The 21,088-nt window shown below is 64.1% G+C and carries 22 protein-coding genes; 16 read left to right on the top strand and 6 right to left on the bottom strand.

The features are described from left to right. Positions 1-219: 219 nt before the first annotated feature. A complete protein-coding gene (locus IIB36_12560) occupies positions 220-969 on the bottom strand; it encodes an SDR family oxidoreductase (GenBank protein MCH7532572.1) in 750 nt (249 codons plus the stop codon). Positions 970-1,031: 62 nt separating this feature from the next. Between IIB36_12560 and IIB36_12555 the strand changes: the two genes are divergently transcribed. Continuing rightward, positions 1,032-1,742: an SDR family oxidoreductase gene (locus IIB36_12555; GenBank protein ID MCH7532571.1), complete on the top strand. Its 711-nt coding sequence runs from the start codon at positions 1,032-1,034 to the stop codon at positions 1,740-1,742. A 111-nt stretch (positions 1,743-1,853) separates the two neighbouring features. Beyond that, positions 1,854-3,239 (top strand): class II fumarate hydratase, encoded by a 1,386-nt coding sequence (locus IIB36_12550; protein MCH7532570.1) that lies wholly within the window; start codon positions 1,854-1,856, stop codon positions 3,237-3,239. Between the two features lie 778 nt (positions 3,240-4,017). On the opposite strand, the gene IIB36_12545 is transcribed toward IIB36_12550, so the two are convergent. Further along, entirely contained in the window at positions 4,018-4,461 is a 444-nt protein-coding gene (locus IIB36_12545; GenBank protein ID MCH7532569.1) for a hypothetical protein, read from the bottom strand. 231 nt (positions 4,462-4,692) lie between these two features. On the opposite strand from IIB36_12545, the gene IIB36_12540 reads away from it, so the two are divergent. After that, entirely contained in the window at positions 4,693-5,571 is an 879-nt protein-coding gene (locus IIB36_12540) for a deoxyribonuclease IV (GenBank protein ID MCH7532568.1), read from the top strand. Positions 5,572-5,581: 10 nt separating this feature from the next. Here IIB36_12540 and IIB36_12535 read toward each other — a convergent pair whose 3' ends face one another. The 4 genes from IIB36_12535 to IIB36_12520 all read right to left on the bottom strand — a co-directional run bounded on the left by IIB36_12535 (position 5,582) and on the right by IIB36_12520 (position 9,329). Continuing rightward, a complete protein-coding gene (locus IIB36_12535; GenBank protein ID MCH7532567.1) occupies positions 5,582-6,424 on the bottom strand; it encodes a metal ABC transporter permease in 843 nt (280 codons plus the stop codon). 27 nt (positions 6,425-6,451) lie between these two features. Then, positions 6,452-7,498: a zinc ABC transporter substrate-binding protein gene (locus tag IIB36_12530; protein MCH7532566.1), complete on the bottom strand. Its 1,047-nt coding sequence runs from the start codon at positions 7,496-7,498 to the stop codon at positions 6,452-6,454. A gap of 42 nt (positions 7,499-7,540) precedes the next feature. After that, positions 7,541-8,923 carry a hypothetical protein gene (locus IIB36_12525; protein MCH7532565.1) on the bottom strand — a complete coding sequence of 461 codons (1,383 nt, stop codon included), beginning with the start codon at positions 8,921-8,923 and terminating at the stop codon, positions 7,541-7,543. Positions 8,924-9,014: 91 nt separating this feature from the next. Then, positions 9,015-9,329, bottom strand: coding sequence for a hypothetical protein (locus IIB36_12520; protein ID MCH7532564.1), 315 nt, complete (start codon positions 9,327-9,329; stop codon positions 9,015-9,017). Between the two features lie 415 nt (positions 9,330-9,744). On the opposite strand from IIB36_12520, the gene IIB36_12515 reads away from it, so the two are divergent. The 13 genes from IIB36_12515 (at position 9,745) to IIB36_12455 (ending at position 21,085) form a co-directional block, all read left to right on the top strand. Beyond that, on the top strand, positions 9,745-10,179 hold the full coding sequence (locus tag IIB36_12515; protein ID MCH7532563.1) for a 6-carboxytetrahydropterin synthase: 435 nt from the start codon (positions 9,745-9,747) through the stop codon (positions 10,177-10,179). Next, positions 10,176-10,787, top strand: a complete 612-nt coding sequence (gene folE / locus IIB36_12510; GenBank protein ID MCH7532562.1) for a GTP cyclohydrolase I FolE — start codon at positions 10,176-10,178, stop codon at positions 10,785-10,787. The genes IIB36_12515 and folE overlap by 4 nt, the downstream gene beginning before the upstream one ends. 67 nt (positions 10,788-10,854) lie before the next feature. Then, positions 10,855-11,277 carry a 6-carboxytetrahydropterin synthase QueD gene (gene queD, locus IIB36_12505; GenBank protein MCH7532561.1) on the top strand — a complete coding sequence of 141 codons (423 nt, stop codon included), beginning with the start codon at positions 10,855-10,857 and terminating at the stop codon, positions 11,275-11,277. A gap of 268 nt (positions 11,278-11,545) precedes the next feature. Next, positions 11,546-12,175: a hypothetical protein gene (locus IIB36_12500; GenBank protein ID MCH7532560.1), complete on the top strand. Its 630-nt coding sequence runs from the start codon at positions 11,546-11,548 to the stop codon at positions 12,173-12,175. Between the two features lie 78 nt (positions 12,176-12,253). Continuing rightward, on the top strand, positions 12,254-12,709 hold the full coding sequence (locus IIB36_12495; protein MCH7532559.1) for a tetratricopeptide repeat protein: 456 nt from the start codon (positions 12,254-12,256) through the stop codon (positions 12,707-12,709). Continuing rightward, positions 12,696-13,115, top strand: a complete 420-nt coding sequence (locus tag IIB36_12490; GenBank protein MCH7532558.1) for an OsmC family protein — start codon at positions 12,696-12,698, stop codon at positions 13,113-13,115. Before IIB36_12495 ends, IIB36_12490 begins: the two co-directional genes overlap by 14 nt. Positions 13,116-13,135: 20 nt before the next feature. Beyond that, positions 13,136-14,980: a long-chain fatty acid--CoA ligase gene (locus tag IIB36_12485; protein MCH7532557.1), complete on the top strand. Its 1,845-nt coding sequence runs from the start codon at positions 13,136-13,138 to the stop codon at positions 14,978-14,980. Between the two features lie 3 nt (positions 14,981-14,983). After that, positions 14,984-15,316, top strand: a complete 333-nt coding sequence (locus IIB36_12480) for a divalent-cation tolerance protein CutA (GenBank protein MCH7532556.1) — start codon at positions 14,984-14,986, stop codon at positions 15,314-15,316. 2 nt (positions 15,317-15,318) lie between these two features. After that, positions 15,319-16,353: a tetratricopeptide repeat protein gene (locus IIB36_12475; GenBank protein MCH7532555.1), complete on the top strand. Its 1,035-nt coding sequence runs from the start codon at positions 15,319-15,321 to the stop codon at positions 16,351-16,353. After that, positions 16,350-16,874, top strand: coding sequence for a macro domain-containing protein (locus tag IIB36_12470; protein MCH7532554.1), 525 nt, complete (start codon positions 16,350-16,352; stop codon positions 16,872-16,874). Before IIB36_12475 ends, IIB36_12470 begins: the two co-directional genes overlap by 4 nt. 124 nt (positions 16,875-16,998) lie before the next feature. Then, positions 16,999-18,546, top strand: a complete 1,548-nt coding sequence (locus IIB36_12465; GenBank protein ID MCH7532553.1) for a transglutaminase domain-containing protein — start codon at positions 16,999-17,001, stop codon at positions 18,544-18,546. Positions 18,547-18,614: 68 nt separating this feature from the next. Further along, entirely contained in the window at positions 18,615-19,385 is a 771-nt protein-coding gene (locus IIB36_12460) for an ABC transporter ATP-binding protein (GenBank protein MCH7532552.1), read from the top strand. Next, the gene (locus IIB36_12455; protein MCH7532551.1) at positions 19,382-21,085 is read left to right on the top strand and encodes a hypothetical protein; all 1,704 of its coding nucleotides are present in this window, start codon (positions 19,382-19,384) and stop codon (positions 21,083-21,085) included. Before IIB36_12460 ends, IIB36_12455 begins: the two co-directional genes overlap by 4 nt. The last annotated feature ends 3 nt before the right edge of the window (positions 21,086-21,088 follow it).

The following is a 21,088-nucleotide window of genomic DNA, read 5'->3' as shown; positions in this document are numbered from 1 at the left end:
GTCGCTACGGCTAGGAGCCCCAACGACGGAGATGGGGCCGTGCCACCGTAACCCACACACTGTTCAGTCCTTGCATACATGGTGCTGGGCGCAGGGGGGTCGCGGCCCACTAGGTCGTCTCTCCTCCTCGCCGTAGCTACGGCTACGACTCGTCGTCCTTCCTACTATTGAACTCGCGAGACCCCTGCGCGCGGCCCACTGTACTTCTACCACGGGCTGCTAGGGAGGCCCCGCGGGGCCGAGCAGCCGCCCGCCGTCTACGGCTAGGATTTGGCCTGTGACGAATTCTGCTCCAGCGAAGAAGAGCACGGCCTGAGCTACGTCGTCGGGTGAGCCGACCCGCTGCAGCGGGGCGATCTGCGTCAGAGCGTGCCACCGTTCCGGGGCCCAGTCGTCCGGTGGCAGCACCGCTCCGGGAGCTATCCCGTTCACGCGGATCTCGGGGGCGAGCGCACGCGCCTGTATACGTGTCAGGTGCGCCAGCGCCGCCTTTGCGACGGAGTGCGCGGGGTAGTCGGTCCATGGTTGAAACGCGGACAGGTCGACGATGTTCACCACGTTCCCGCGCGCCGCGCGCAAGAGGTCGGCCGCGGCGCGCACGACCAAGTGTGGAGCGCGCGCATTGAGGCTCATCACCGTGTCCCACGCTTCCGCATCCACGTCGAGAAGAGCTCGCTCATCGAAACTCGCCGCCGAGTTCACGACGAGGTCGAGCCGGCCAAACGTGTCTCGCACCGCGTTGATCACGACGTCCGCGGCGGCCGGCACTCTGAGGTCCGCACGCACCGTCTCGCAGCGCCGCCCCAGAGACTCGACGGCCACTCGGGTCTCCTCCGCCGGCCCTGCCGACGAACGGTAGCTGATCACGACGTCGTACTCCGCGCCGGCCAGCGCCAACGTGATGGCTCGCCCCACGCGGACGGCTCCACCGGTCACCAGCGCGACGCGTTGCGGATTCTGGTCGGTCATGGCCACACTCATAGCCCTTCAGGCCGGGGGCCTGTCTTCATGCAGATACGAGGGAGGTCGAAATGCCCGACCTGACTGGCAAGGTCGCGATCGTTACGGGAAGCACTAAGGGTATCGGTCGGGCGATCGCGGAGCACCTGCTGGAGGCGGGCGCCTCGGTCATCGTAAACGCTCGTTCAGCGGCCGACGTCGAGGCCGTTGCGGATGCCCTTGGAGATCGTGCGCTAGGGATCGTCGCGGACATGGGTGACGCCAGCCAATGCCAGCGGCTCGTCGACGCGACCGTCGAGCACTTCGGCCGACTGGACATCCTCGTGAACAACGCAGGTTTCGGCATCTTCAAGTCGATCTCCGAGATGACCGTGGAGGAGTGGAAGCTCCAGGTCGATGTGAACCTCGGTGGTGTCTTCTATTGCTCAAAAGCGGCGCTACCTCACCTGAGCGCCACGAGCGACGGCTTCATCGTCACCATCGCATCGCTGGCGAGCCGGAATCCGTTCGCCGGCGGCACTGGTTACAACGCGAGCAAGTTCGGCGTGCTGGGCTTGACCGAGGCGATGATGCTCGACGTCCGGTACGACGATGTGCGCGTGAGTATCGTGATGCCGGGCAGCGTCGACAGCTACTTCAATGATCGCCAACAGGTGCCGGAGCGGACGTGGCGGCTGCATGTCGACGACTGTGCCGTGGCGGTCCTGCAGATCCTGTCGTATCCGAAGGAAGCTCACGTGAGTAGGATCGAGATGCGCCCGAGTCAGCCGAAGCGCGGGTAGGGAAGAGAGACTATTCACCCGCGTCCCCCCTGAGGTAGATTTCACATCAGTGGGGTAGGCCCGCCCCGTCTTTACCGCACCCAAAGACCCTCCAAGAGAGACGCGTCTCCCATGGCTGACGGATATCGGATCGAGGAGGACTCCCTCGGTGAAATACGGGTTCCTGAGGAGGCGCTCTACGGCGCCCAGACTCAGCGGGCGGTGGAGAACTTCCCCATCAGCGGTCAGCGTTTCGGGCGCCGCTTCATCGAAGCGCTCGGGCTCGTCAAGAAGTCCGCGGCGCAGACGAACCTGGAGCTCGGGTACCTGGACGCCGACATCGCGGATGCGATCGCCCAGGCGGCGGGAGAGGTCGCGGACGGCAAGTGGGACGACCAGTTCGTACTCGACATCTACCAGACCGGCTCGGGCACGTCGTCGAACATGAACGTCAACGAGGTCGTGGCTCACCGCGCAACCCAGATCCGCGGCGACAAGGTCCATCCGAACGATCATGTGAACTTCGGTCAGTCGTCCAACGATGTCATCCCGACCGCGATCCACGTGTCGGCACTCGTGGCGGTCGAGAAACAACTGCTTCCCGGACTCGAGCACCTGAGGTCCACGCTCGCCACGAAGGCCGACGAGTTCGACGGGGTGGTGAAGTCGGGTCGCACGCATCTCATGGACGCGACCCCGGTCCGCCTCGGCCAGGAGTTTCGGGGATACGCCACCCAGGTCGCGAAGGGCATCGAACGTGTGACGCGGGCTTCCGCTGAGCTCGAGGAGCTGGCGCTCGGCGGAACCGCGACCGGGACAGGGATCAACACGCACGAGGACTTCGCTAGGAAGACGATCGCCCGCATTTCAGAGGCTACGGGCATCTCGTTCCGAGAGGCAAGCGACCACTTCGAGGCCCAGGCCGCGAAAGATGCCGCGGTCAGCACTGCGGGTGCGCTGAACACTGTCGCGACGAGTCTCATGAAGATCGCGGATGACATCCGGTGGCTCGGCTCGGGCCCCACGTCGGGGATCCACGAGATCAAGCTGCCTGCGATCCAGCCGGGCTCGTCGATCATGCCGGGAAAAGTCAACCCGGTCATGTCTGAGGCGATGATGATGGTCTGCGCACGCGTGATGGGGAATCACACGACCATTACCGTGGCGGGAAGCCGAGGGAACTTCGAGTTGAACGTGATGATGCCGGTACTCGCGCAAGCCTTGCTCGAGTCGATCACCCTGCTGGCGAACGTCGCCACCGCGTTCGCCGACAAGTGCGTCGCTGGCATCGAGGTGAACACCGAGCGGGCGAAGGAGCTACTCGAAAAGAACCCGTCGATCGCCACGGCGCTCAACCCGTACATCGGTTATGACGCGGCGTCTGTGGTCGCGAAGGAGTCGGCGGAGCGTGGCGTGAGTGTGCGGCAGGTGGTCGCCGAGAAGGGGCTCTTGCCGGACGATCAGATCGACGAAGCTTTGGACGTGCGAGGGATGACTGAGCCGGGGTTGCCTGGCTAGGACGCTTGGGGGGTCGCGGTGTGCGCTCCCCACTTCGCTCAGGGATCGCTTTCCCTTCCTTCCTTTTCCCGGCCGCGATCCAATGTCGCTGCGTGGGAAGCGCACACCGCGACCCCACCTTTGTTGGCCCTCGAGCGTGTCTTTTTCTGCCAAATTCGTCGCGAGGGCACAATTGCTGTCACCATTAACGGACAGTTCGGTCGAAATGGCAGGGAGCGATCAGCACGTCGGTTTCCTTTTCTACGAGCGCATCGTGTTGATGTAGAGGCGGTTGCACGAATCGCGACGACTTGCGGGCTCCCTTCGTGACTCGAACGGCACGGGGCTTGCCTTAGACTGGGCGTGGCATGGGGCCGCTGATACGAGACAAGGGAGTGGGTCGATGATTTATTCACGCAACCAACTGAAGCTGGGAGACCGCGTCGGGCTGTTCGGCCCGTCCGTTGTTGTCGTCTTGGCTCTGATTGCCATCGTAATGTTGGTGCGCGACGCGATGGGCTAGATAGATCGGTGGGGTTCCTGTACTGACCGCCACCCAACAGAAGCGCCACTAGATGAGGCCGGTCCGCTGATGCGGACCGGCCTTGAATCGTTTCGGGGGGTAGCCAAAGGGCTAGGCGCGGAATGATATGATGTCTCCCGCATACAAAAAAAACGAGTGACGATAGGTGCAAGCACCTACCGCCACTCTTGGCACGCCGCCCCAAGGGCGTGAGGAGACCTCGGGCACGGGCACCAAGCCGGGTTTGCCGATGTGACTGACGTCCCCGGCCCTTGTCTAGGTCGTCACTTGACTGTCCAGGCGTAAGACCATCTCCGGCGGCACTTCAGCGAGCGACACACCACCGCGGGGGATCACTCTCGTGCATGTGCCGTCCAGATAGATGGGATAGGCCCAGTGCTGGTATTGGATGACCTGGATAAGCTCTGGCTCATTCGGGTCTTTCGGTGGGGGCACGGGCTGAGTCATGGCACGCCAGACCCGATCCATGAGGGTCATGCGTTCCGAAACGGAGTCCGCCCACATCGCGAGCCTGACACGCGTGCGCTCGTCGAGCCTGAGGGGGCGGAAGATGCGGCGATGACCGGGGAAGCTGTGGGACAGAAGGAAGGAGAGAGCTTCAGCTTCAGGCAGGGGTTCGACCGCGTGGTCGTGGTCCCCGGGTGTCCGGACCCTCCGCCCGTCACTCAAATCGATATATCCATCGGCCGCTACGCGCATCAGGGCCTCCTGCGTCTTTCTAGATTGAGAGCGTTACCGTCGGCGCTGGTCATAGCGGCAGTTCAAGTCCCGTGCCGACGTGCCTAGATAGTTTCAAGGTCTTGGGACAGGCCCGTAACGTGTTGACACAGAACGAGTTGTCAGGGCAAGCGTGATCTCGGAGCCGAGTTGCACCGACCTTGGAGCGGAGATCCTGTTCCCCCTGGGGCAAACTTTGCAGAGCTTGGGGCCATGCCGACGAGAAACGATCCGGGGCCACTCGACGAACTGGGGGCGCACGTTTCGGCCGGGGGAGGCGTGCACAACGCCCCTGCGCGTGCCGCGGAGATCGGCGCTTCAAGCCTCCAGATCTTCACCAAGCAGCCCAGTCGCTGGGCAGAGCCCAAGATCGAGCCCGGAACCATCGCGGCGTTCAACGCGGCACGCGAAGAGCACGGAATCCGGGTCGCCGTAGCCCATGACTCATACTTGATCAACCTATCCTCGCCGGATCGGCGATTGTGGCGCATGTCCCAGCGTTGTTTTCAGGGGGAGCTCGAACGGTGCTGTGCGCTGGGGCTCGACTTCGTGGTCACCCACCCCGGCAACGCGACCGACGGGGACCTCGAGGCGGGCCTGGAGCGTAACGCGGCCGGGGTGACGGAGTCGCTCGAGGCGATCGAGGGCCCGACCCGCGTACTGCTCGAGCTGACCGCCGGCACCGGCACGACTGTCGGCGCGACGTTCGAGAACCTCCGGTCGATCCTCGAGCAGATCCCGGAGGAGCAGCGTCATCGGGTGGGTGTCTGTTTCGACACGTGCCACGCCTATTCGGCAGGCTACGATCTGGTAGGCGACTACGACGAGGTGTGGACGACGTTCGACGAGATCATCGGACTGGACCGGCTGGGGCTGATCCACCTCAACGACTCCAAGCACCCGTTCGATTCCCGCAAGGACCGCCACGAAACCATCGGGAAAGGGACGCTCGGCGCCGAGCCGTTCCGTCGGCTCATGCTCGACGGGCGCCTGGCGAATGTGCCGAAGGTGTTGGAGACCCCAAAGGGGGAGGACGGCGTGGCCGCGGACATCGCGAACCTGGAGCTGTTGAGGAGCTTCCGGACTCCCTAGGCGTGTGGGCTCAGGATGTCGCTCCGTCCCCGCCCAGACTCCGCACTACGATCTTCTCGTGGGGGCGAACGCCGAGTAGTGGCCGCAGCGCCACTGAGACCAGGAGCACGGCCCCGAACACGCACACGAGGAGCGGGCCCGTCGGGAGGTCCCATACGAAGGAAGCGCCGATGCCTGCCACGATCGCGAAGGTCCCCGCCCCCCAGGCGATGAAGAGCGCCTTCATGAAGCGGTTCGTGTACAGGAACGCGATCACGGCCGGAATCACCAGCGAACTGAAGACCATCAGCACGCCCGCGACCTCGACCGCGAATGAGATCACGACGCCGAGCGACACATAGAACAGGAAGTCCCAGAGCTTCACGCGGTCCGCGTGGTCCGAGTGGAACGATGCTCGGAGCAGCTGTTTCCGAAACACGAAGTGGAAGGCGCCGACGCCGACGTACACCGCTGCCATCCGCGCGATCGTCGGCCAGTCGACCCAGATGAGTGTACCGGTCAGCGTCTCCCGGACGTGTTCGGCACCCTCAGCGCTCAGCCCGGCGAGCAGAATCACCGCGGCCGACGCGACGACGAAGGTGATCCCGATGATAGACTCCTGAGGTACCGGCGAGTTCTCCATCCTCGTGAAGGAGAAGATCAGCGCGCCGACGAGCGTGAAAGCGAGGGCGAACAGCAGCGAGGTGGTCGTACCCATCTCGATGCCCATCAGAAGGGCCACGGTCGTGCCGAGCGCCGCGATCTGCGCGAATGCCAGGTCCACGAAGATCACCTCACGGGCGATCACGTGGAGCCCGAGGTAGGCATGGATCGAGAGGATCACGAGTGCCGCCACGATGGCCGGAATCATCAAGTCGAGCATCTCTGTACCGGCCAGGGATCAGTTGCCAGCGAATGCCTGGGCGAGCCCGTCCACCCAGGTATCCACGAGGGAGAAGTAGTCGTCTACGCCCGGCATGGCGCCGGTGGACATCGGTACGCGGACGACGGTCGCACCCCCGCGCTCCGCGACCATCGACACCTTGCGTTCGTCGAAGTACGACGCGGCCAGGAGCACCTGTAGCCCCTCACCCCTCATCCGCTCGATGAGTCGGCTCACGTGCCTCGGCGTCGGCGGAATGCCGGGCTTGGCTTCGACGTACTCGGCGCAGGTGACACCGAAGCGGTCTTCCAGGTAAGCCCAGTTCTTGTGATAGCAAATCAACTGGCCGCCCCGGAACGGCTCTGCGAGTCCGAGCCATCCTCCCAGCTCCTCGATCAGGGACTTGCCCTCGAATTCGTTCGTCTCGAGGAAGTCGTGGAGCGTGCCGCCGTTCGCCATCTGCTCCAGTGTCTCTCCCCCGAGCAAGTCGACCAGGCGGTCGCCGAAGAGGCGGCGGTGGATCTTGTCGGCGAAGCTCGCGAGCCCAGCGTCGAACCGCCCGGCCCGATCCGGCGCCACGCGCTTCAGCCCGGTGGTGATGTTTCGCGCGACCTGGAGCGCGCGGAGCGGGTCGGTCGTGATGTGCGGGTTCCCGAAGGCGTGCACGTCTCCCGCACTCCGGTCCGCCGCGACGGGGATGTCGAGGAGCTTGATCCCCGTGTACGCGGTGACGTAGCCCCTACCTCCCTCGAGGACATCTGTGTTGTGCGCGCGATCCAGGAGCGCGGGCACCCACAGCTCGAGATCCAGCCCGGTCGTGACGAACATGTCGGCGCGCCGCAGGCTCAGCGCGAAGCTTGGCTTTGGGCGCACGAAATGAGCGTCTTCGTTGGGGTGCGCGATCGAAGTGACCTCGACTTCATCGCCCGCGATCTCCCGCACCAGGGAGGCGTAGACGGGCAGGGTCGCGACGACCTTCAGGGGTGCGCGCAGCTGGACGGGGTCGCCTGAGGGCCCGGTGCCGGATAGGACCAGCACACTCAGTAGGACAGTCTTGATCGTCATCGTATTCTCCCAGACCGGCGTCGAAGCCGATCGTTATCGTGCCTAGTAGCTCTCGTGCTTGTGAGGGCCCATCGCGAACGTCACCTGAAGCAGCAGACGTCCCTCCTGAGAGTCCATGAAGCTCCTACCCATGAGATCGTACTCCATGCGGAGACGGACGAACTCGCTTTGCCACCATGTGAGTGTGGGTGAGAACAGCCATGCCGACTGATCCGTGTCCTGGGGGTTCTCGGTCCAGTCGAAGCGGGCGCCGGCGAGCCAACTCTGATTCAGCCGTATCTCCGAGATGCTCCAGAGACCGGTCGCGCGGCCACCCGAAATCCGAGGGTCGTGAGGGTCGTCCACCTGCGGCTGGATATCATCCCGAGCGGCGACGAGGCCGTCCAATACCATGACGCCGCCTCGCAACGTGAATCCGCGGTACTTGGAACGGGCCGGGGGTCTCCACGTGAGTGCGGCCTCGGCGGCGTATAAAGTGCGGTCCGCCGTGACGGTTTCGTCCTCGTAGCCGCCCGAAACCCAGTTCAGGGAGAGGTCCAGGTCGGTCGACTCGGAAAAGTTCCAGAAGGCGTTGAAGTTCCCGAGGACCGAGACCCCGCTCGCCTGGCCATAGAGGCTCTCGGTTTCCTTGCGCGCAATCTCCCACGTCGTCTCATACGTGCCCGATCCACCGCCGATGGGGAGCAGCCAATGAAGGGACACCCCCGTCGCCCCCAACGGTTCGTGTCCCAGGAACGCGATGTGGGGAAGCGAACGCGATTGGAGGGGGAGCGCGTGCTGATGCCAACGGTTCAGTTGGCCGAGCTGCTGAAAGAACCGGCCCATTTTGAGGCCGAAGCCCCCGGGCAGTCCTACCCACTCCACGTACCCCTCTTCGGGGACGAGGCTGCTCGTTTCTTCCTCCTCTTCGCCCGTTTCGAAGGGCGTGAGCTCTCCTCCTGGTTGATCGCGCACGAGGAAGATCTTCGCGCGCGAGAAGGGGTCGAGATTCGACACGATGGCGATCTCGAACGCCCTCATGAAGAAGTTGTCTTCTCCTCTCGCGTCCTTGTTCAGGTGCACGAACCCGTCGGTGTTCACGCTGATCTCGGGATTGAACAGCTGCAGCGACCGCTGACGCCCGACGAAGTCCTGCTCCTCGGGCTCGGTGGTCGGTGCTGGCGCTCCACTGGCCGCCGCCGCGGCCTGGGCGGCGGCTCGAAGCTGGGCGAGCGCGTCCTCAGCTTCTTCGGGCTCCTCCGCGTCACGAATGCGGGCGACTTCCAGGCTGAGGCTGTCCACCAACGCAGCCAGCCGCGCCAGCTCCAACCTCAACGAGTCGGTCGCTTCCTGCGCGACCGCGGGTTCCGGCTGCGCGAGGGTCGGGGCGATCGTCAGGAGTACGCCCCACACCACGTGGCGGGCTCCCTTCCAACGGGTGTTCACGATTGTAGTGCTCTCCCTATCCCTGGATACTGACGAGTACGAGACCGGTCGGTCGCGTACGGGCGGCCGCGGTGCGGCCTGGTGCGGCTCGTCAGGCCAAGGGGGGAGCGCGCGAGGGATGTCCGTATGTGAAAATGGCGTGGACCGCAGCCGGAGCCTCTATGGGCGCGGTCACACCGAAGACCTCTTGAGCATGGTCGACCAGCGTGGGTGCCGCGGCAAGAGAGAGGTTCGCTCCGACCTGAGTACAGACGGTGTGGTCGTGCGGACGTGGGCAGCGGGCCGGATCGTGCTCGCTCTCGATCGCGGGCTCGTGCGCGAATTCGGCGCGCTCGAGCGCTGGAACGGCGACGCTGAGTGTGAGCAGCAGCGCCGAGAGCCAGACCGAGATGGTCTTCCGGATCACCTTGCCTCTCGCTTCATAGGACGTTCAGGCTTAACACGGGCCCCTGCGCATGTCAATGAAATCCGCGACCCGTCCTTCTCAACACCGTCTACCCTGGAGGGCTGCCCGACGTTGCACGCCGCGGGCTCGATGCAAGCGGCGCTGGTCCTGTCCTCCAGCGCTCTCTATATTTCTGTTGCGCATCGGGGGGCATATGAATTGAGCCAACGCACCGAAGCCGGGACTGACTCTCGAGTCGGCCGCTAGGCCCCCCAAGAGGGGAAAGCGAAGTACCCGAGGAGGTCGCCAGTAGTTATCCCGGGCTTCAATCCTCCCCCTCCGATGTGCACGAGAGGGCCGGCGTCTAACCGCTCCCGAGCGGCCAAGGCGTCGGCCCTCTCGCTCCTTCGGCATCAGCGGACGCGAGGACACACTCATGCCCGTAGTGCGAGCCACCCGCCGCGTGCACTTCAGCGCTGCACACCGCCTGTTCAGGTCCGACTGGTCCGATGAACGGAACGCGGAGGTGTTCGGCGATTGCTCGAACCCGAGCTGGCACGGGCACAACTACGAGCTGGAGGTCACTGTCGAGGGACGCGTCGACGCCGAGACAGGGTTCGTCATGGATCTGAAGCGTCTCAAGGACGTGTTGGAGGCTCGGGTCCTGTCGGATGTCGACCACCGGAACCTCAACAGCGAGGTCGAGTGGCTGTCGGGCGTGAACCCCACCGCCGAGAACCTCGCTGTAGCCGTCTGGCATCGCATCGTCCACGCCGTGCCCGAAGGCGTGAGGCTCGCCAAGGTGGTCATTCACGAAACACCCCGGAACTCCGCGGAGTACTTCGGGCCCGAGGAGGACGCCGGACCATGAGCGACACCATCGTGGAACCGTTGAGCAGCGTCGACTTGTCGGGAGCCTCCTTCGAGGACCTCGTGGCCGAGATGATTCGCCGACTGGGTGACGACCCCCAACGCGAGGGCATGCTCAAGACGCCGGCGCGCGTGGCGGAGTCCATGAGGTTCCTGACCAAGGGATACTTAGAGACGCCCGAGGAGATTATCGGGGATGCGCTCTTCGAAGAGTGCCATCGCAATATGGTGTTGGTGAAGGACATCGAGGTCTATTCGCTGTGCGAGCATCATATGCTTCCGTTCTTCGGCAAGGCTCACGTCGCCTACATTCCCGACGGGAGAATTCTGGGCATTTCGAAACTCGCGCGGCTCGTGGAAGTGTACGCGCGCCGGTTCCAGGTTCAGGAGCGGCTCACCGAGCAGGTCGCTCAGGCCGTCTGGGACACCGCAAAACCGCAGGGGGTCGGGGTCGTCGTCGAGGCGTATCACCTGTGCATGATGATGCGTGGTGTTCAGAAGCAGAATTCCAAGACGATTACCTCGGCCATGCGTGGCGTCTTCCTGGATGACCCGAGGACACGAGACGAATTCCTGCGGCTGACGACCAGCGTGCATCAGCCGCTGTGATGAGCGAAGCGGGCTGGTTCTCGGGACGCACCACCCTCGTGACCGGGGGCCTACCGATCGAACACTCATGACTGACTTCGCGTACACCGTCAGCGCCCAGGCGCATTACGACGCGGCCCACTTCCTTCGCAACTACGAGGGCAAGTGCAGTCGGCTGCACGGGCACAGATACGTCGTCGAAGCTGCGCTCCAGGCCACCGAGCTCGACGACTCCGGTATCGCGTTCGACTTCATCGACCTGAAGAAGGCGCTACGTGGCATCGCCGACGCGTTGGATCACGAGAACCTGAACGAGCTTCCGCAATTCCAGGACGTGGAGACGAGCGCCGAGAACCAGGCGAAGTACTTCTTCGAGGAATTGAGCCGGAGGCTTCCGGAACCGATGGCGAAGGGCCTACTCTACGCGCGCATCTGGGAGTCGCCGACCCAGTGGGCACAGTACGGGCCGGCCAGCGCGCCACTGCCGCCACCACAGAGTCCTTCGGGCTGAGTCTCGGGAGCCCAGCAGCCCGTGGTGGAAGTACAGCGGGCCGTGCCACCGTAACCCACATACTGTTCTGTCATGGCACACATGGTGTTGGGCGCAGGGGGGTCGCGGCCCTGGAGGTCGTTTCTCCTCCTCGGACCACCGCCTTCGGCGGCGGTACCCGAACAACTACGACTCGTCGTCGTGCCTACTCCAGGTCTCGCGAGACCGGGCACCCGCGCCGAAGGCGTGGGTCGCGCGGCCCACTGTACTTCCACCACGGGCTGCTAAGGTGCATCTCCTCCTCACCGATCGCCTGACATGCCCACGATGCGGGCCCGAGTTTGGGCTGATTCTGCTGGCGCACGAGTTGGCCGACCGTCTGGTGCAAGAAGGCGTCCTGGGCTGTCCGAACTGTCGAGACGGGTTCCCGATTCAGGCCGGTTTCGGTGACTTGCGTGCACCTCCCCGCCGGGGGCTGGAGGCAGGACTGGCCGGTGCGTTTGGCAGTCACGATGCGGCGGAGGCCGAACGGATCGCTGCGCTCATCGGCGTGGCGCGCGGGCCAGGCACCGTCGCGCTCGTCGGGGGCCTAGCAGGCCACGGCTCAGCGATCTCCTGTCTCACCGAGGATCTCCAGATCGTGGGAATCGACGCGGACCTGAGCGCCTGGCCGGCGGATCCGTCTTGGAGCCGCATCGTCTCGCGTCCGGGTATGCCCTTCTTCTCCCGGACCCTGCGAGGCGTCGGACTCGACGGTCGTCTAGGGAGACGCTGGATCGACGAAGCGGCCCGCGTCGTCGCACCGATGTCCCGGGTCGTGGTGACGGACGCCACCGGGGAGACTTGCGCGTGGCTCGAGGAGGCAGGCCTGAAGGTGATGGTGGATGAGGAGGAAACCGTTGTCGCGGCAAGGAGTTGAGCTGCTTTTCGGCGTTGCGCCTCTCCCCACCCAACTCCTACCTTCCGGCCTGCCCCAATCACATCACCGGCCTTCTGAATGGCGTTCTGGAATAAGCTCTTTGGCGGCGGCGAAGCACCGCGCGTCGACTACTACAACGAGGGCGTCGAGCTTCTCACGGACGGCAAGTTCCACGAGGCTCTGACCTCGTTCCGTCTGGCCTTGAAGGAGGCGCCAGGCGACGGCACCGTGCTCCAGCAGATCGCGATCTGCTACACCCGGATCGGCATGAACGAGGAAGCCGCCAAGACGTATCGGCACGTCCTGCAAAAGAACCCGGCTTCGGCCGGTGCACACTACGGGTTGGCCTTCCTCTTGCTTCGGGGCGAGGACCCCGAGAGCGCGATCGAGCACCTGGAAGCCTTCCTCGCTCAGGCTCCCAAGGATGGGGATGCGGAGGACCACGTCGGACACGCGCGATCGGCCCTGGCACAGTTGCGCGGGGAGGCTCACGAGCCATCGGCCGAGGCGCCGCCGCCCGATGAGCTCTTCTAACATCCGAAAGGTCCGGCTCCGGTGGGCCGGAGAAGGGCTCGTCTTCCGGGGAGGCGCGGATGGCGGCCCCGAGATGACCATGGACAGCGATGGCAACGAGGGTGCGTCGCCTACGCAGCAGTTGCTGTTGTCCCTTGCCGGGTGCATGGGGATCGATGTGGTCCTGATTCTGCAGAAGTCGCGGGTACCGCTCGAGGCGCTCGATGTCGAAGTCATTGGCGAGCGAGCCGACAGCGAACCACGCAGGTTCGTCGCGATCGAGTTGGTGTATCGCGTGAAGGGGCCCGGACCCGAGCACGAGCTTAAGCTGCAGCGGGCGATCGATTTGTCGCGGGACAAGTACTGCAGCGTGCTGCACTCCCTCCATCCCGATATCGCCTTCTCCATTCGAGTCGAGCGAGCCTGACCGCGCTGCGGAGCCATCGCATGACGACACTCACGTACGTAGCAAACGAGACCCCCGTCCCCGAGACGACGCTGACGCGTCTCTTCTTCGAGGCGGTCGACAAATACGGCGAAAAGACCGCGTTCGAGCGGCTGACGTCGGAGACCGAGCTGACCGGGATCGGTTATGGCGAGACGCGCCGCATCGTGAAGGGTGTGGCTGCCTCACTGGCGGAACAGGGGGTCGAACGTGGTGACCGCGCGGCGATCCTTTCCGAGAACCGCCCCAAGTGGGCGTTGGTCGACTACGGTTGTCTGTGTGCGGGGGTGATAGATGTTCCCATCTATGCGACGCTAGGCGTCCGTCAAGTCGCCTACCTGCTCGAGGACTCGGGAGCGAAGCTAGTCTTCGTTTCCACGCGGGAGCAGATGGAGAAGGCCCAGGAGGCCGCGGCGGAGTGCCCTCAGGAAATCCTGATCGTCGTGTTCGACACGATCGCGGATCTGCCCGCCGGAGTGATGTCGTGGGCCTCGTTCCTGGCAGCCGGCGCGGATCGGGCGAGTGCGTGGTCGGACGAGGACTTTCGGGCGAGCGCATTGGAGGCTCAGCCTGACGACGTCGCGACCGTCCTCTATACGTCCGGCACCACCGGGGATCCGAAAGGCGTGATGCTTACGCACAACAACGTCGGGTCGAACGTTGTCGCAGCGCGTATGATGCTCGAGGTCACCGACGCCGACAACACCATCAGCTTCCTGGCACTCTCTCACATCCTGCAGCGCATGGCGGACTACCTCTTCTTTTCGAACGGGTGCCGCCTGGCTTACCCGCGCTCGATGCAGACGTTGGTGGATGACATGAAGGTCGTCCGCCCAACCGTAGTCGTGTCAGTGCCGCGCATCTATGAGAAGATCTACAACGGTGTGATGGACGCGCGCGGAATGAAGAAGAAGCTCATCGACTGGGCCGTCGACGTCGCCGACCGTGCTACCGAGTTGAGCCTGGCCGGAAGGAAGCCACGTGGGCTGCTCGCGCTCCAGTACGGCCTCGCCGACAAGCTGGTTTTCTCGAAAGTAAAGAACGCGGTCGGCGGTCGCCTGCGCTTCTTCGTGAGCGGTGGCGGTCCGTTGGCGCCGACGCTGAACCGCTTCTTCAACTCTATCGGCATGCCGATTCTCGAGGGGTACGGCCTCACGGAGACGAGTCCCCTCACGAACATAAACTCGCTCGATGCCTTCCGGATCGGCACGGTAGGGAAGACCGTGCCGGGTACCGAGGTCAAGATTGGGGACGACGGCGAGATCTTCGTCCGAGGCCCCCAAGTCATGAAGGGTTATTATAAGAAGCCCGACGCCACGAACGAGGTCATCGATGCCGACGGCTGGTTCGCGACGGGCGACATCGGCGAGATCGACCCGGACGGTTTCCTCAAGATCACGGACCGGAAGAAGGACATCATCGTCACGGCCGGCGGCAAGAACGTGGCGCCACAGCCGATCGAGAACCTGCTCTCGACGAACCGGTTCGTGGAGCAAGTCGTCATGATCGGTGACCGTCGGCGGTACTGTTGTCTGCTCGTCGTGCCGGCCTTTGGTCCACTCGAGGCATGGGCGAGCGAGAACGGCGTTTCGTGGAGCGATCGGGCGGAGCTCGTGAGCTCGGCCGCGGTGCTAGGGCACATCGAGCGCGAGGTGTTCGGTATGCTCTCCGACCTGGCCTCGTTCGAGAGGCCTAAGAAAATTGCGCTTCTCGAAGAGGAGTTCACTATCGAAAACGGCTTCCTTACGCCCTCCCTGAAGGTCAAGAGAGGGGTTGTTCAAGAACGGCTCGACTCCCTGATCGACGAGCTGTACTCCGAAGAAGCGGCGGACGCCACCTCGTACTGATCAATGACTATAAAGCCTACCGATGTCGTAACCGTGATCATGACCGCGCCCGACGCCGAGACGGCAGAGACTCTTGCCCTGACTCTCGTGTCCGAGCGGCTGGCGGCGTGCGCCAGCGTGGTGCCCAACATCGTGTCGATGTACTGGTGGGATGGCGAGCTTCAGCGGGACGACGAGGCGATGGTGATTCTGAAGACTGTTCAGCAGCGAGCGCAAGCGCTCGAGGCGCGCGCGGTCGAGCTGCATCCATACGCTGTACCCGAGATACTCGTGGTCGCGGTCTCTGGGGGACACGCGCCGTACCTCGCCTGGGTCGCCAACGAGGTGGGGGCGTAATCGTGGCGAAGAAACCGCGGACCAGGAAGCCGAAGAAGCAGGCTGAACACGAGGTCGCGCAGACGGACATGCTCTCGGACATGCAAGCGCCGCACGAGGACGAGGACGGCGAGCCCGAGCAAGAGCCGGCCGAGGATGATTCCGAGGAGACTCCTGTGGAAGCTCCTGTGGAAGTTCCTGTGGAAAAGGACCTCGGAGTCGTCCTCGGCCAGCTCTCCGTCCGTCTCCGCCAGGAAGAGTCGGCCGCGTCCGAGCAGGCGCAGGCCGAGGACGACTTGGTCGCGGCAGAGCTGGAGACCGCTGAGGAGCCCGAGCGGAAACCCGAGCGGACTGAAGACGCCGTCCCGACCGACGAAGACGAGGCACGTGTTCCCGTCCCCTTCGAGATGGTGCCCGAGGAGGGTGTGGCCGTCCCGGCCGCCCCGGCGGGAGAGCGGCTCGGCCGAGCGAAGGACCTCGTGCGAGACGGTCGCATCGACGAGGCGATTGCGTTGTACAGCGACATCCTCGTCCAGAACCCGGCCAACCTGAAGGCGCGTAACAACCTGGGTGTGCTGTACGATGAGTTGGGCCGTCTGGAGCTCGCGCTCGAGCAATTCGAGGCGGCCGAGCTCATCGAACCCGAGAACGTCGAGCTCTTGAACAACTACGGCTCGGTGCTCGGGGCGATGGGCCGTTACGACGACGCGGAGGAGTTGCTGCGTCGCGCGCAGAGACTCGACCCCGAGGACGTCTCGGTTCGGGCGAGCATAGGCATTCTCCACTTCCGCCGTGGGGTGTATACCATGGCGGAGGAAGACCTCAGTTGGGTTTGTGAGCAGAACGACGCACATGGGCCGGCTTTCTACTATCGAGGCGAGGCGCTCAACCGCCTGGGTCGTTTCGATGAGGCGATGCAAGCGCTGGAACGTGCCACCGTGCTTCAACCCCAAAAAGCCAGGGCGTTCTACACGCTGGGCCACCTTTACGACCGCAAGCACATGGGTGAGGAAGCGACGCTCATGTACCGCCGGGCCCGGGAGTTGTCGCGGGGATGATCCAGGTCCTACTCGGTGCGCTCTACGAGCAGGAAACTGAGGGTATCCTCAGGCCGATCCGCTCCGACCTCGCGCCCGTGACGGCCGCGAGTCGTGACGTCGCCGAGGGCGCGGGCGAAACGATGAACGACAAGCTCGAGCAGATCGGCGCGATCCCGCTGGGCGGAGCGGTCATTACTCCGGCTGGAGGCCTGAGCGCGGACTTCGTGATCCATGCTGTGGTGTCCGAGCCGGACGAGCCGGAAACCCCTGCGTCCGTCCAGAAGGCGCTCAGGAATAGCCTTCGAAGAGCAGCCGATTGGGGACTCGAGTCGCTGGCGTTGCCGCCGCTCGGAACGGGGATTGGGCGGCTCGATGTGGAAGACTCTGCGCTGGCGATGCTGGAGATGCTCTTCTTCCACCTGGACGAGGGCCAACCCCCCCTCGACATGAGGATCGTCACCGGCTCGGAGTACGAGCGCCGCGTGTTCGAGCGGCTCGTGGCCGAGATGACGAGCCGGCGGAGCGCGCCGGAGTACTGACTCTCGGGTACCCGCTTGCGGTGGCGCCGTCCGCTACTCGTGCAGAAATTCCCTAACGCGTGCACTTCAGTACGCATTAGACTTCGTAGAGGGGGGTGGTTACCGGCGACTTGGAGGACTCCCGATGCGAAGACGGATCCTGGGTGGCGCGATTCTGCTGGTCTGGCTTGCCATGGTCGGTTGGCAGGTGCGTCGCGAATATTTCCAGCCGGAGCTCGCACGCCTCGCGGAGGCGGCTCTCTCGCTCGCGCCGGGGATCCATTTCTACACCTTGACGATGGGTGCCCGTACGGTCGGTCAGGCGAGTTCCCGCCTCGACACGGTGCCCGACGGTTTCGAGCTCGAGGATCTGATGGTCCTAGAGCTTCCCGCGCTGGGCCAGACCGGCGTGGCCGTTGCGCGCACCCGCGTGAAGCTGAGCCCTTCGCTCGTCATGGAGACGTTCGAATTTTCACTCGACAGCGACGTCGGACGCTTCGAGGCGTCCGGGATACTGCGCCCGGACACGACACTGGAGGTCACGATCGTTTCCGCAGGAAGCGAACAGCACCTGAGTTTTCGGTTGTCCCGCCCGCCGATCTTGTCGAATATCGTACCGATTCGCTTGGCGATGGGAGAGGGTTGGGAGGTTGGTGACCGGCACCGGCTTCAGGTGTTCGATCCGACGACTTTGAGCATGCGCACCGTCGAAGTGCGCGTGCTCGACTTCGACACACTCTTCGTGACCGACAGCGTGACGCTGGACGACGCCGGAAGGTGGTCTCCGGCGCACACGGACTCGATCCCGGCCTGGAAGATCGTAGAGGTCTTCGGCGGCATTCAAATCGAGAGTTGGGTCGACGAAGACGGGCGGATTCTCCGTTCTTCTAGCCCACTCGGATTCTCGATGGAGAAGACCGAGTACGAGTTGGCTAGGCAGGCTCAGGAAGACGCGAGGCTCACGGCCCTATCACCGATCGACGACGACGTGATCCTCTCCACTGCGGTCCGGAGCAACGTCGATCTCGAGAATGTCGAGGCATTCGAGGAGCTGCGCTTCCGACTCATCGGCGTGGATCTGTCCGGCTTCCAGTTGGACGGGGGGCGCCAGGAGCTTCGCGGTGACACACTCATCGTTCGGCGGGCGAATTGGGCCGCTCTCGACCCGGGCTACCGGCTGCCGTACAGCTTCATGGATCTTCGGGAGGTGCTCGAGCCCGAGCCCCTCATCCAAAGCGACGATCCGCGAATCGTGGAGCATGCACGGAGAATCACCGCCTGGCGCAGCGAGTGGAGGCAGGACCCGAAACGCGTAGCCTTGGAGCTCACCCGGTCCGTCTACGGCATGCTCGAAAAGAGCATCACGTTCTCCATCCCGAACGCGGTTCAGGTCCTCGAGACCCGGCAGGGGGACTGCAACGAGCACACGGTCCTGTATATAGCGCTCGCGCGTGCGCTCGGGCTTCCGGCCAGGACCGCGGTCGGGCTTGTTTACCTCAACGGCTCGTTCTTCTACCACGCCTGGCCTGAGGTCTGGCTCGACGAGTGGGTTGCGGTCGACCCCACGTTCGGGCAGTACCCCGCGGACGCATCGCACATTCGTTTCGTGACTGGCGGGCTCGCACAGCAAGTCGAGATCGTCCGACTCATCGGCAACCTGGAGATCGAGGTTCTAGAGATGGAAGCTCCGTGACCGAAGCGCACGGTACCGATGCGGCCGTCATGGCCCCTCGTGACGAGGCCCGTTCTCGTTCCAGCGAAATGCTGCAACTTCGGGGCGTGAAGAAGAGCTACGGCAGTTTTGTCGCCGTTAAGGGGTTGGACCTGGACGTCCACCGCGGTGAGATCTTCGGCTTCCTGGGCCCCAACGGGGCGGGGAAGACCACGACGATCCGCATGGTGGCTGGGGTTCTCCGTCCCTCTGCTGGACAGGTCTTGGTGGGTGGGGACGACCTGGCGAAGAAGCCGGAGTCGGCAAAGGCGCGCGTCGGTTACATCCCCGACCGGCCGTTCCTCTACGAGAAGCTGTCCGGCGCCGAATTCCTGCGTTTCGTCGCGGGGCTGTGGGGCCAGGAGGGTGACGCTGTCGAGCAGCGAGCCGACCGCCTGTTGCAGCTCTTCCAACTGACAGAGTGGAAGGACGAGCTCATCGAGAGCTACTCACACGGCATGCGGCAGAAGATCCTCATCAGCTCGGCGCTCATCCACCAGCCCGAACTCATCGTGGTGGACGAGCCGATGGTCGGACTCGACCCGCGCTCGGCTCGCCTGCTCAAGGATCTCTTCCGCACCTTCGTCGACAACGGCGGAACCGTCTTCCTTTCCACGCACACGATGGAAGTGGCCGAGCTTCTCTGTGACCGGATCGCGATCATCAACGAAGGTGAGATCATCTCGCTCGGCACGATGGACGAGCTTCGCTCCCAGGCGGAGGTGGGGGGCGCGCACCTGGAAGAGATCTTCCTCAAGGTGACGGGCGGCGAGGCCATGGCGGATGTAATCGAGAGCCTGCGCGAGGTGCTGCAACGGTGAACGGAGCCGCGCTTCGAAGGAGCCCGGGCATTCTCTTGCTGTTGGGCCCGAAGATCCGCACCAAGATCAATCGCGCCCGCACGTCCGATGGTCGGCTCTTCAAGGGTCTGCTTCTCGGCTTCGGAGGGCTCTTCTTCTGGTTGCTGATCTTCGCGGTCATCTTCCGGATGCTGCTCTACTTCCGGGGCACCCAGGGCATCGGCGATCTGCTCGCTAGCAAGCTGCTCGGGCTGGCGTTCGTCACGTTCTTGATGATCCTAGTGCTCTCCAACGTGATCACCGCTCTCTCTACGTTCTTCCTCTCGGACGACCTCGACCTCATCGTCGCGGCCCCTGTGGAGCCGGAGAAAGTGTACGCGGCGCGTCTCATCGAAACGGTGGTGGACTCGTCCTGGATGGTCGCGCTGCTCGCGGTGCCGCTTCTGAGCGCGTACGGCGTGGCGTACACCGCGGACTGGAAGTACTACGTGCTCACGATCGGGACGCTGCTGCCGTTCCTCATCGTGCCTGCGGTCATCGGGAGTGCCCTGACGCTGGTCCTCGTGAACGTGTTTCCGGCGCGGCGCACGCGAGACCTGCTTGCGCTGATCGGTCTGCTTGCCGCCGCGGGCGTGCTCGCGCTCTTACGCTTCCTGCGGCCCGAGCGTCTGATGCGCCCCGAGGAGTTCCAGGACCTCGTCGACTTCGTCGCGGTCCTGCGCACGCCTACCTCAGTCTGGCTTCCGAGTGAGTGGGCGGCGAGCACACTCATGTCCTACCTGAATGGCTTTTTCGACTGGTTCCCGTTCCTCTTCCTGTGGAGTACGGCCGCCGCCTTCCTGGTATTGGGCGGATGGCTTCACAGACACTACTTCGAAGCCGGCTTCACGCGTGCGCAGGAGGGCGCTGAGCGCAGGGAGGGGCGCATCCGCTCGCTGGTCGTCGACCGGCTGCTGAAGCGCGCTGGGCCGAGCACGCGCGTACTGGTCTCGAAGGAGATCCGAGTCTTCTTTCGGGACACGACGCAGTGGTCCCAGCTGATCTTGCTCGGCGTCCTGGTCGTGGTCTACGTCTACAACATCACCGTGCTGCCACTCTATACAGGTGAGGAGGTGTCGTTTCTGCTCATCAACGTGGTGTCCTTTCTGAACCTGGGGCTGGCCGGCTTCGTGGTTGCGGCGATCGCGGCCCGTTTCGTATTTCCTGCGATGTCGATCGAAGGGCGAATGATGTGGCTGCTGCGCTCGTCGCCGCTCGACGTGCGCGCGCTCTTCTGGTCGAAGTACTGGGTGGGCACCGTGCCCCTGCTCGTGGTGGCACTGCCGCTCATCGTGGTTACCAACATCGTTCTCGAGGCTTCACCGTTCATCCTGGTCCTCACGACGCTCACCATGATCGGGATCACGTTCGCGCTGACGTCGCTCGCGCTCGGCCTGGGTGCATTGTACCCCAACTACGATACCGAGAACGTCGCCGAGATCCCGACCTCGTTCGGGGGGTTACTCTTCATGATGGCGGCGGTGACCTACCTGGCAGGTGTCATCGTTCTCGAGGCTTGGCCGGTGTATCTTTTCCTGCAGTCCCGCTTCCAGAGTGGCTCGGCTCACGTGAGTTCGATCCCGCTGGTGCTCGGCGTGAGTGGAGCGCTTCTGTTTACGATCCTGGCGACCTGGCTCCCTCTTCGGGCTGGCGTGCGCAGGGTGCGCTCGATCGACTTCTGAATC

The sequence above is a fragment of the Gemmatimonadota bacterium genome, from assembly GCA_022560615.1.
Classification (GTDB): domain Bacteria; phylum Gemmatimonadota; class Gemmatimonadetes; order Longimicrobiales; family Gaopeijiaceae; genus UBA1138.
This window is presented reverse-complemented; position numbering and strand designations above follow the sequence as displayed.

Excerpts from the sequence above, each read along its gene's own strand:
- IIB36_12460 (MCH7532552.1), top strand. The coding sequence starts at position 18,615 with ATGCTGCAACTTCGGGGCGTGAAGAAGAGCTACGGCAGTTTTGTCGCC.
- IIB36_12485 (MCH7532557.1), top strand. The coding sequence starts at position 13,136 with ATGACGACACTCACGTACGTAGCAAACGAGACCCCCGTCCCCGAGACG.
- queD (MCH7532561.1), top strand. The coding sequence starts at position 10,855 with ATGACTGACTTCGCGTACACCGTCAGCGCCCAGGCGCATTACGACGCG.
- folE (MCH7532562.1), top strand. The coding sequence starts at position 10,176 with ATGAGCGACACCATCGTGGAACCGTTGAGCAGCGTCGACTTGTCGGGA.
- IIB36_12490 (MCH7532558.1), top strand. The coding sequence starts at position 12,696 with ATGAGCTCTTCTAACATCCGAAAGGTCCGGCTCCGGTGGGCCGGAGAA.
- IIB36_12540 (MCH7532568.1), top strand. The coding sequence starts at position 4,693 with ATGCCGACGAGAAACGATCCGGGGCCACTCGACGAACTGGGGGCGCAC.
- IIB36_12480 (MCH7532556.1), top strand. The coding sequence starts at position 14,984 with ATGACTATAAAGCCTACCGATGTCGTAACCGTGATCATGACCGCGCCC.
- IIB36_12560 (MCH7532572.1), bottom strand. The coding sequence starts at position 969 with ATGACCGACCAGAATCCGCAACGCGTCGCGCTGGTGACCGGTGGAGCC.
- IIB36_12530 (MCH7532566.1), bottom strand. The coding sequence starts at position 7,498 with ATGACGATCAAGACTGTCCTACTGAGTGTGCTGGTCCTATCCGGCACC.
- IIB36_12515 (MCH7532563.1), top strand. The coding sequence starts at position 9,745 with ATGCCCGTAGTGCGAGCCACCCGCCGCGTGCACTTCAGCGCTGCACAC.
- IIB36_12545 (MCH7532569.1), bottom strand. The coding sequence starts at position 4,461 with ATGCGCGTAGCGGCCGATGGATATATCGATTTGAGTGACGGGCGGAGG.
- IIB36_12550 (MCH7532570.1), top strand. The coding sequence starts at position 1,854 with ATGGCTGACGGATATCGGATCGAGGAGGACTCCCTCGGTGAAATACGG.
- IIB36_12495 (MCH7532559.1), top strand. The coding sequence starts at position 12,254 with ATGGCGTTCTGGAATAAGCTCTTTGGCGGCGGCGAAGCACCGCGCGTC.
- IIB36_12470 (MCH7532554.1), top strand. The coding sequence starts at position 16,350 with ATGATCCAGGTCCTACTCGGTGCGCTCTACGAGCAGGAAACTGAGGGT.
- IIB36_12465 (MCH7532553.1), top strand. The coding sequence starts at position 16,999 with ATGCGAAGACGGATCCTGGGTGGCGCGATTCTGCTGGTCTGGCTTGCC.
- IIB36_12555 (MCH7532571.1), top strand. The coding sequence starts at position 1,032 with ATGCCCGACCTGACTGGCAAGGTCGCGATCGTTACGGGAAGCACTAAG.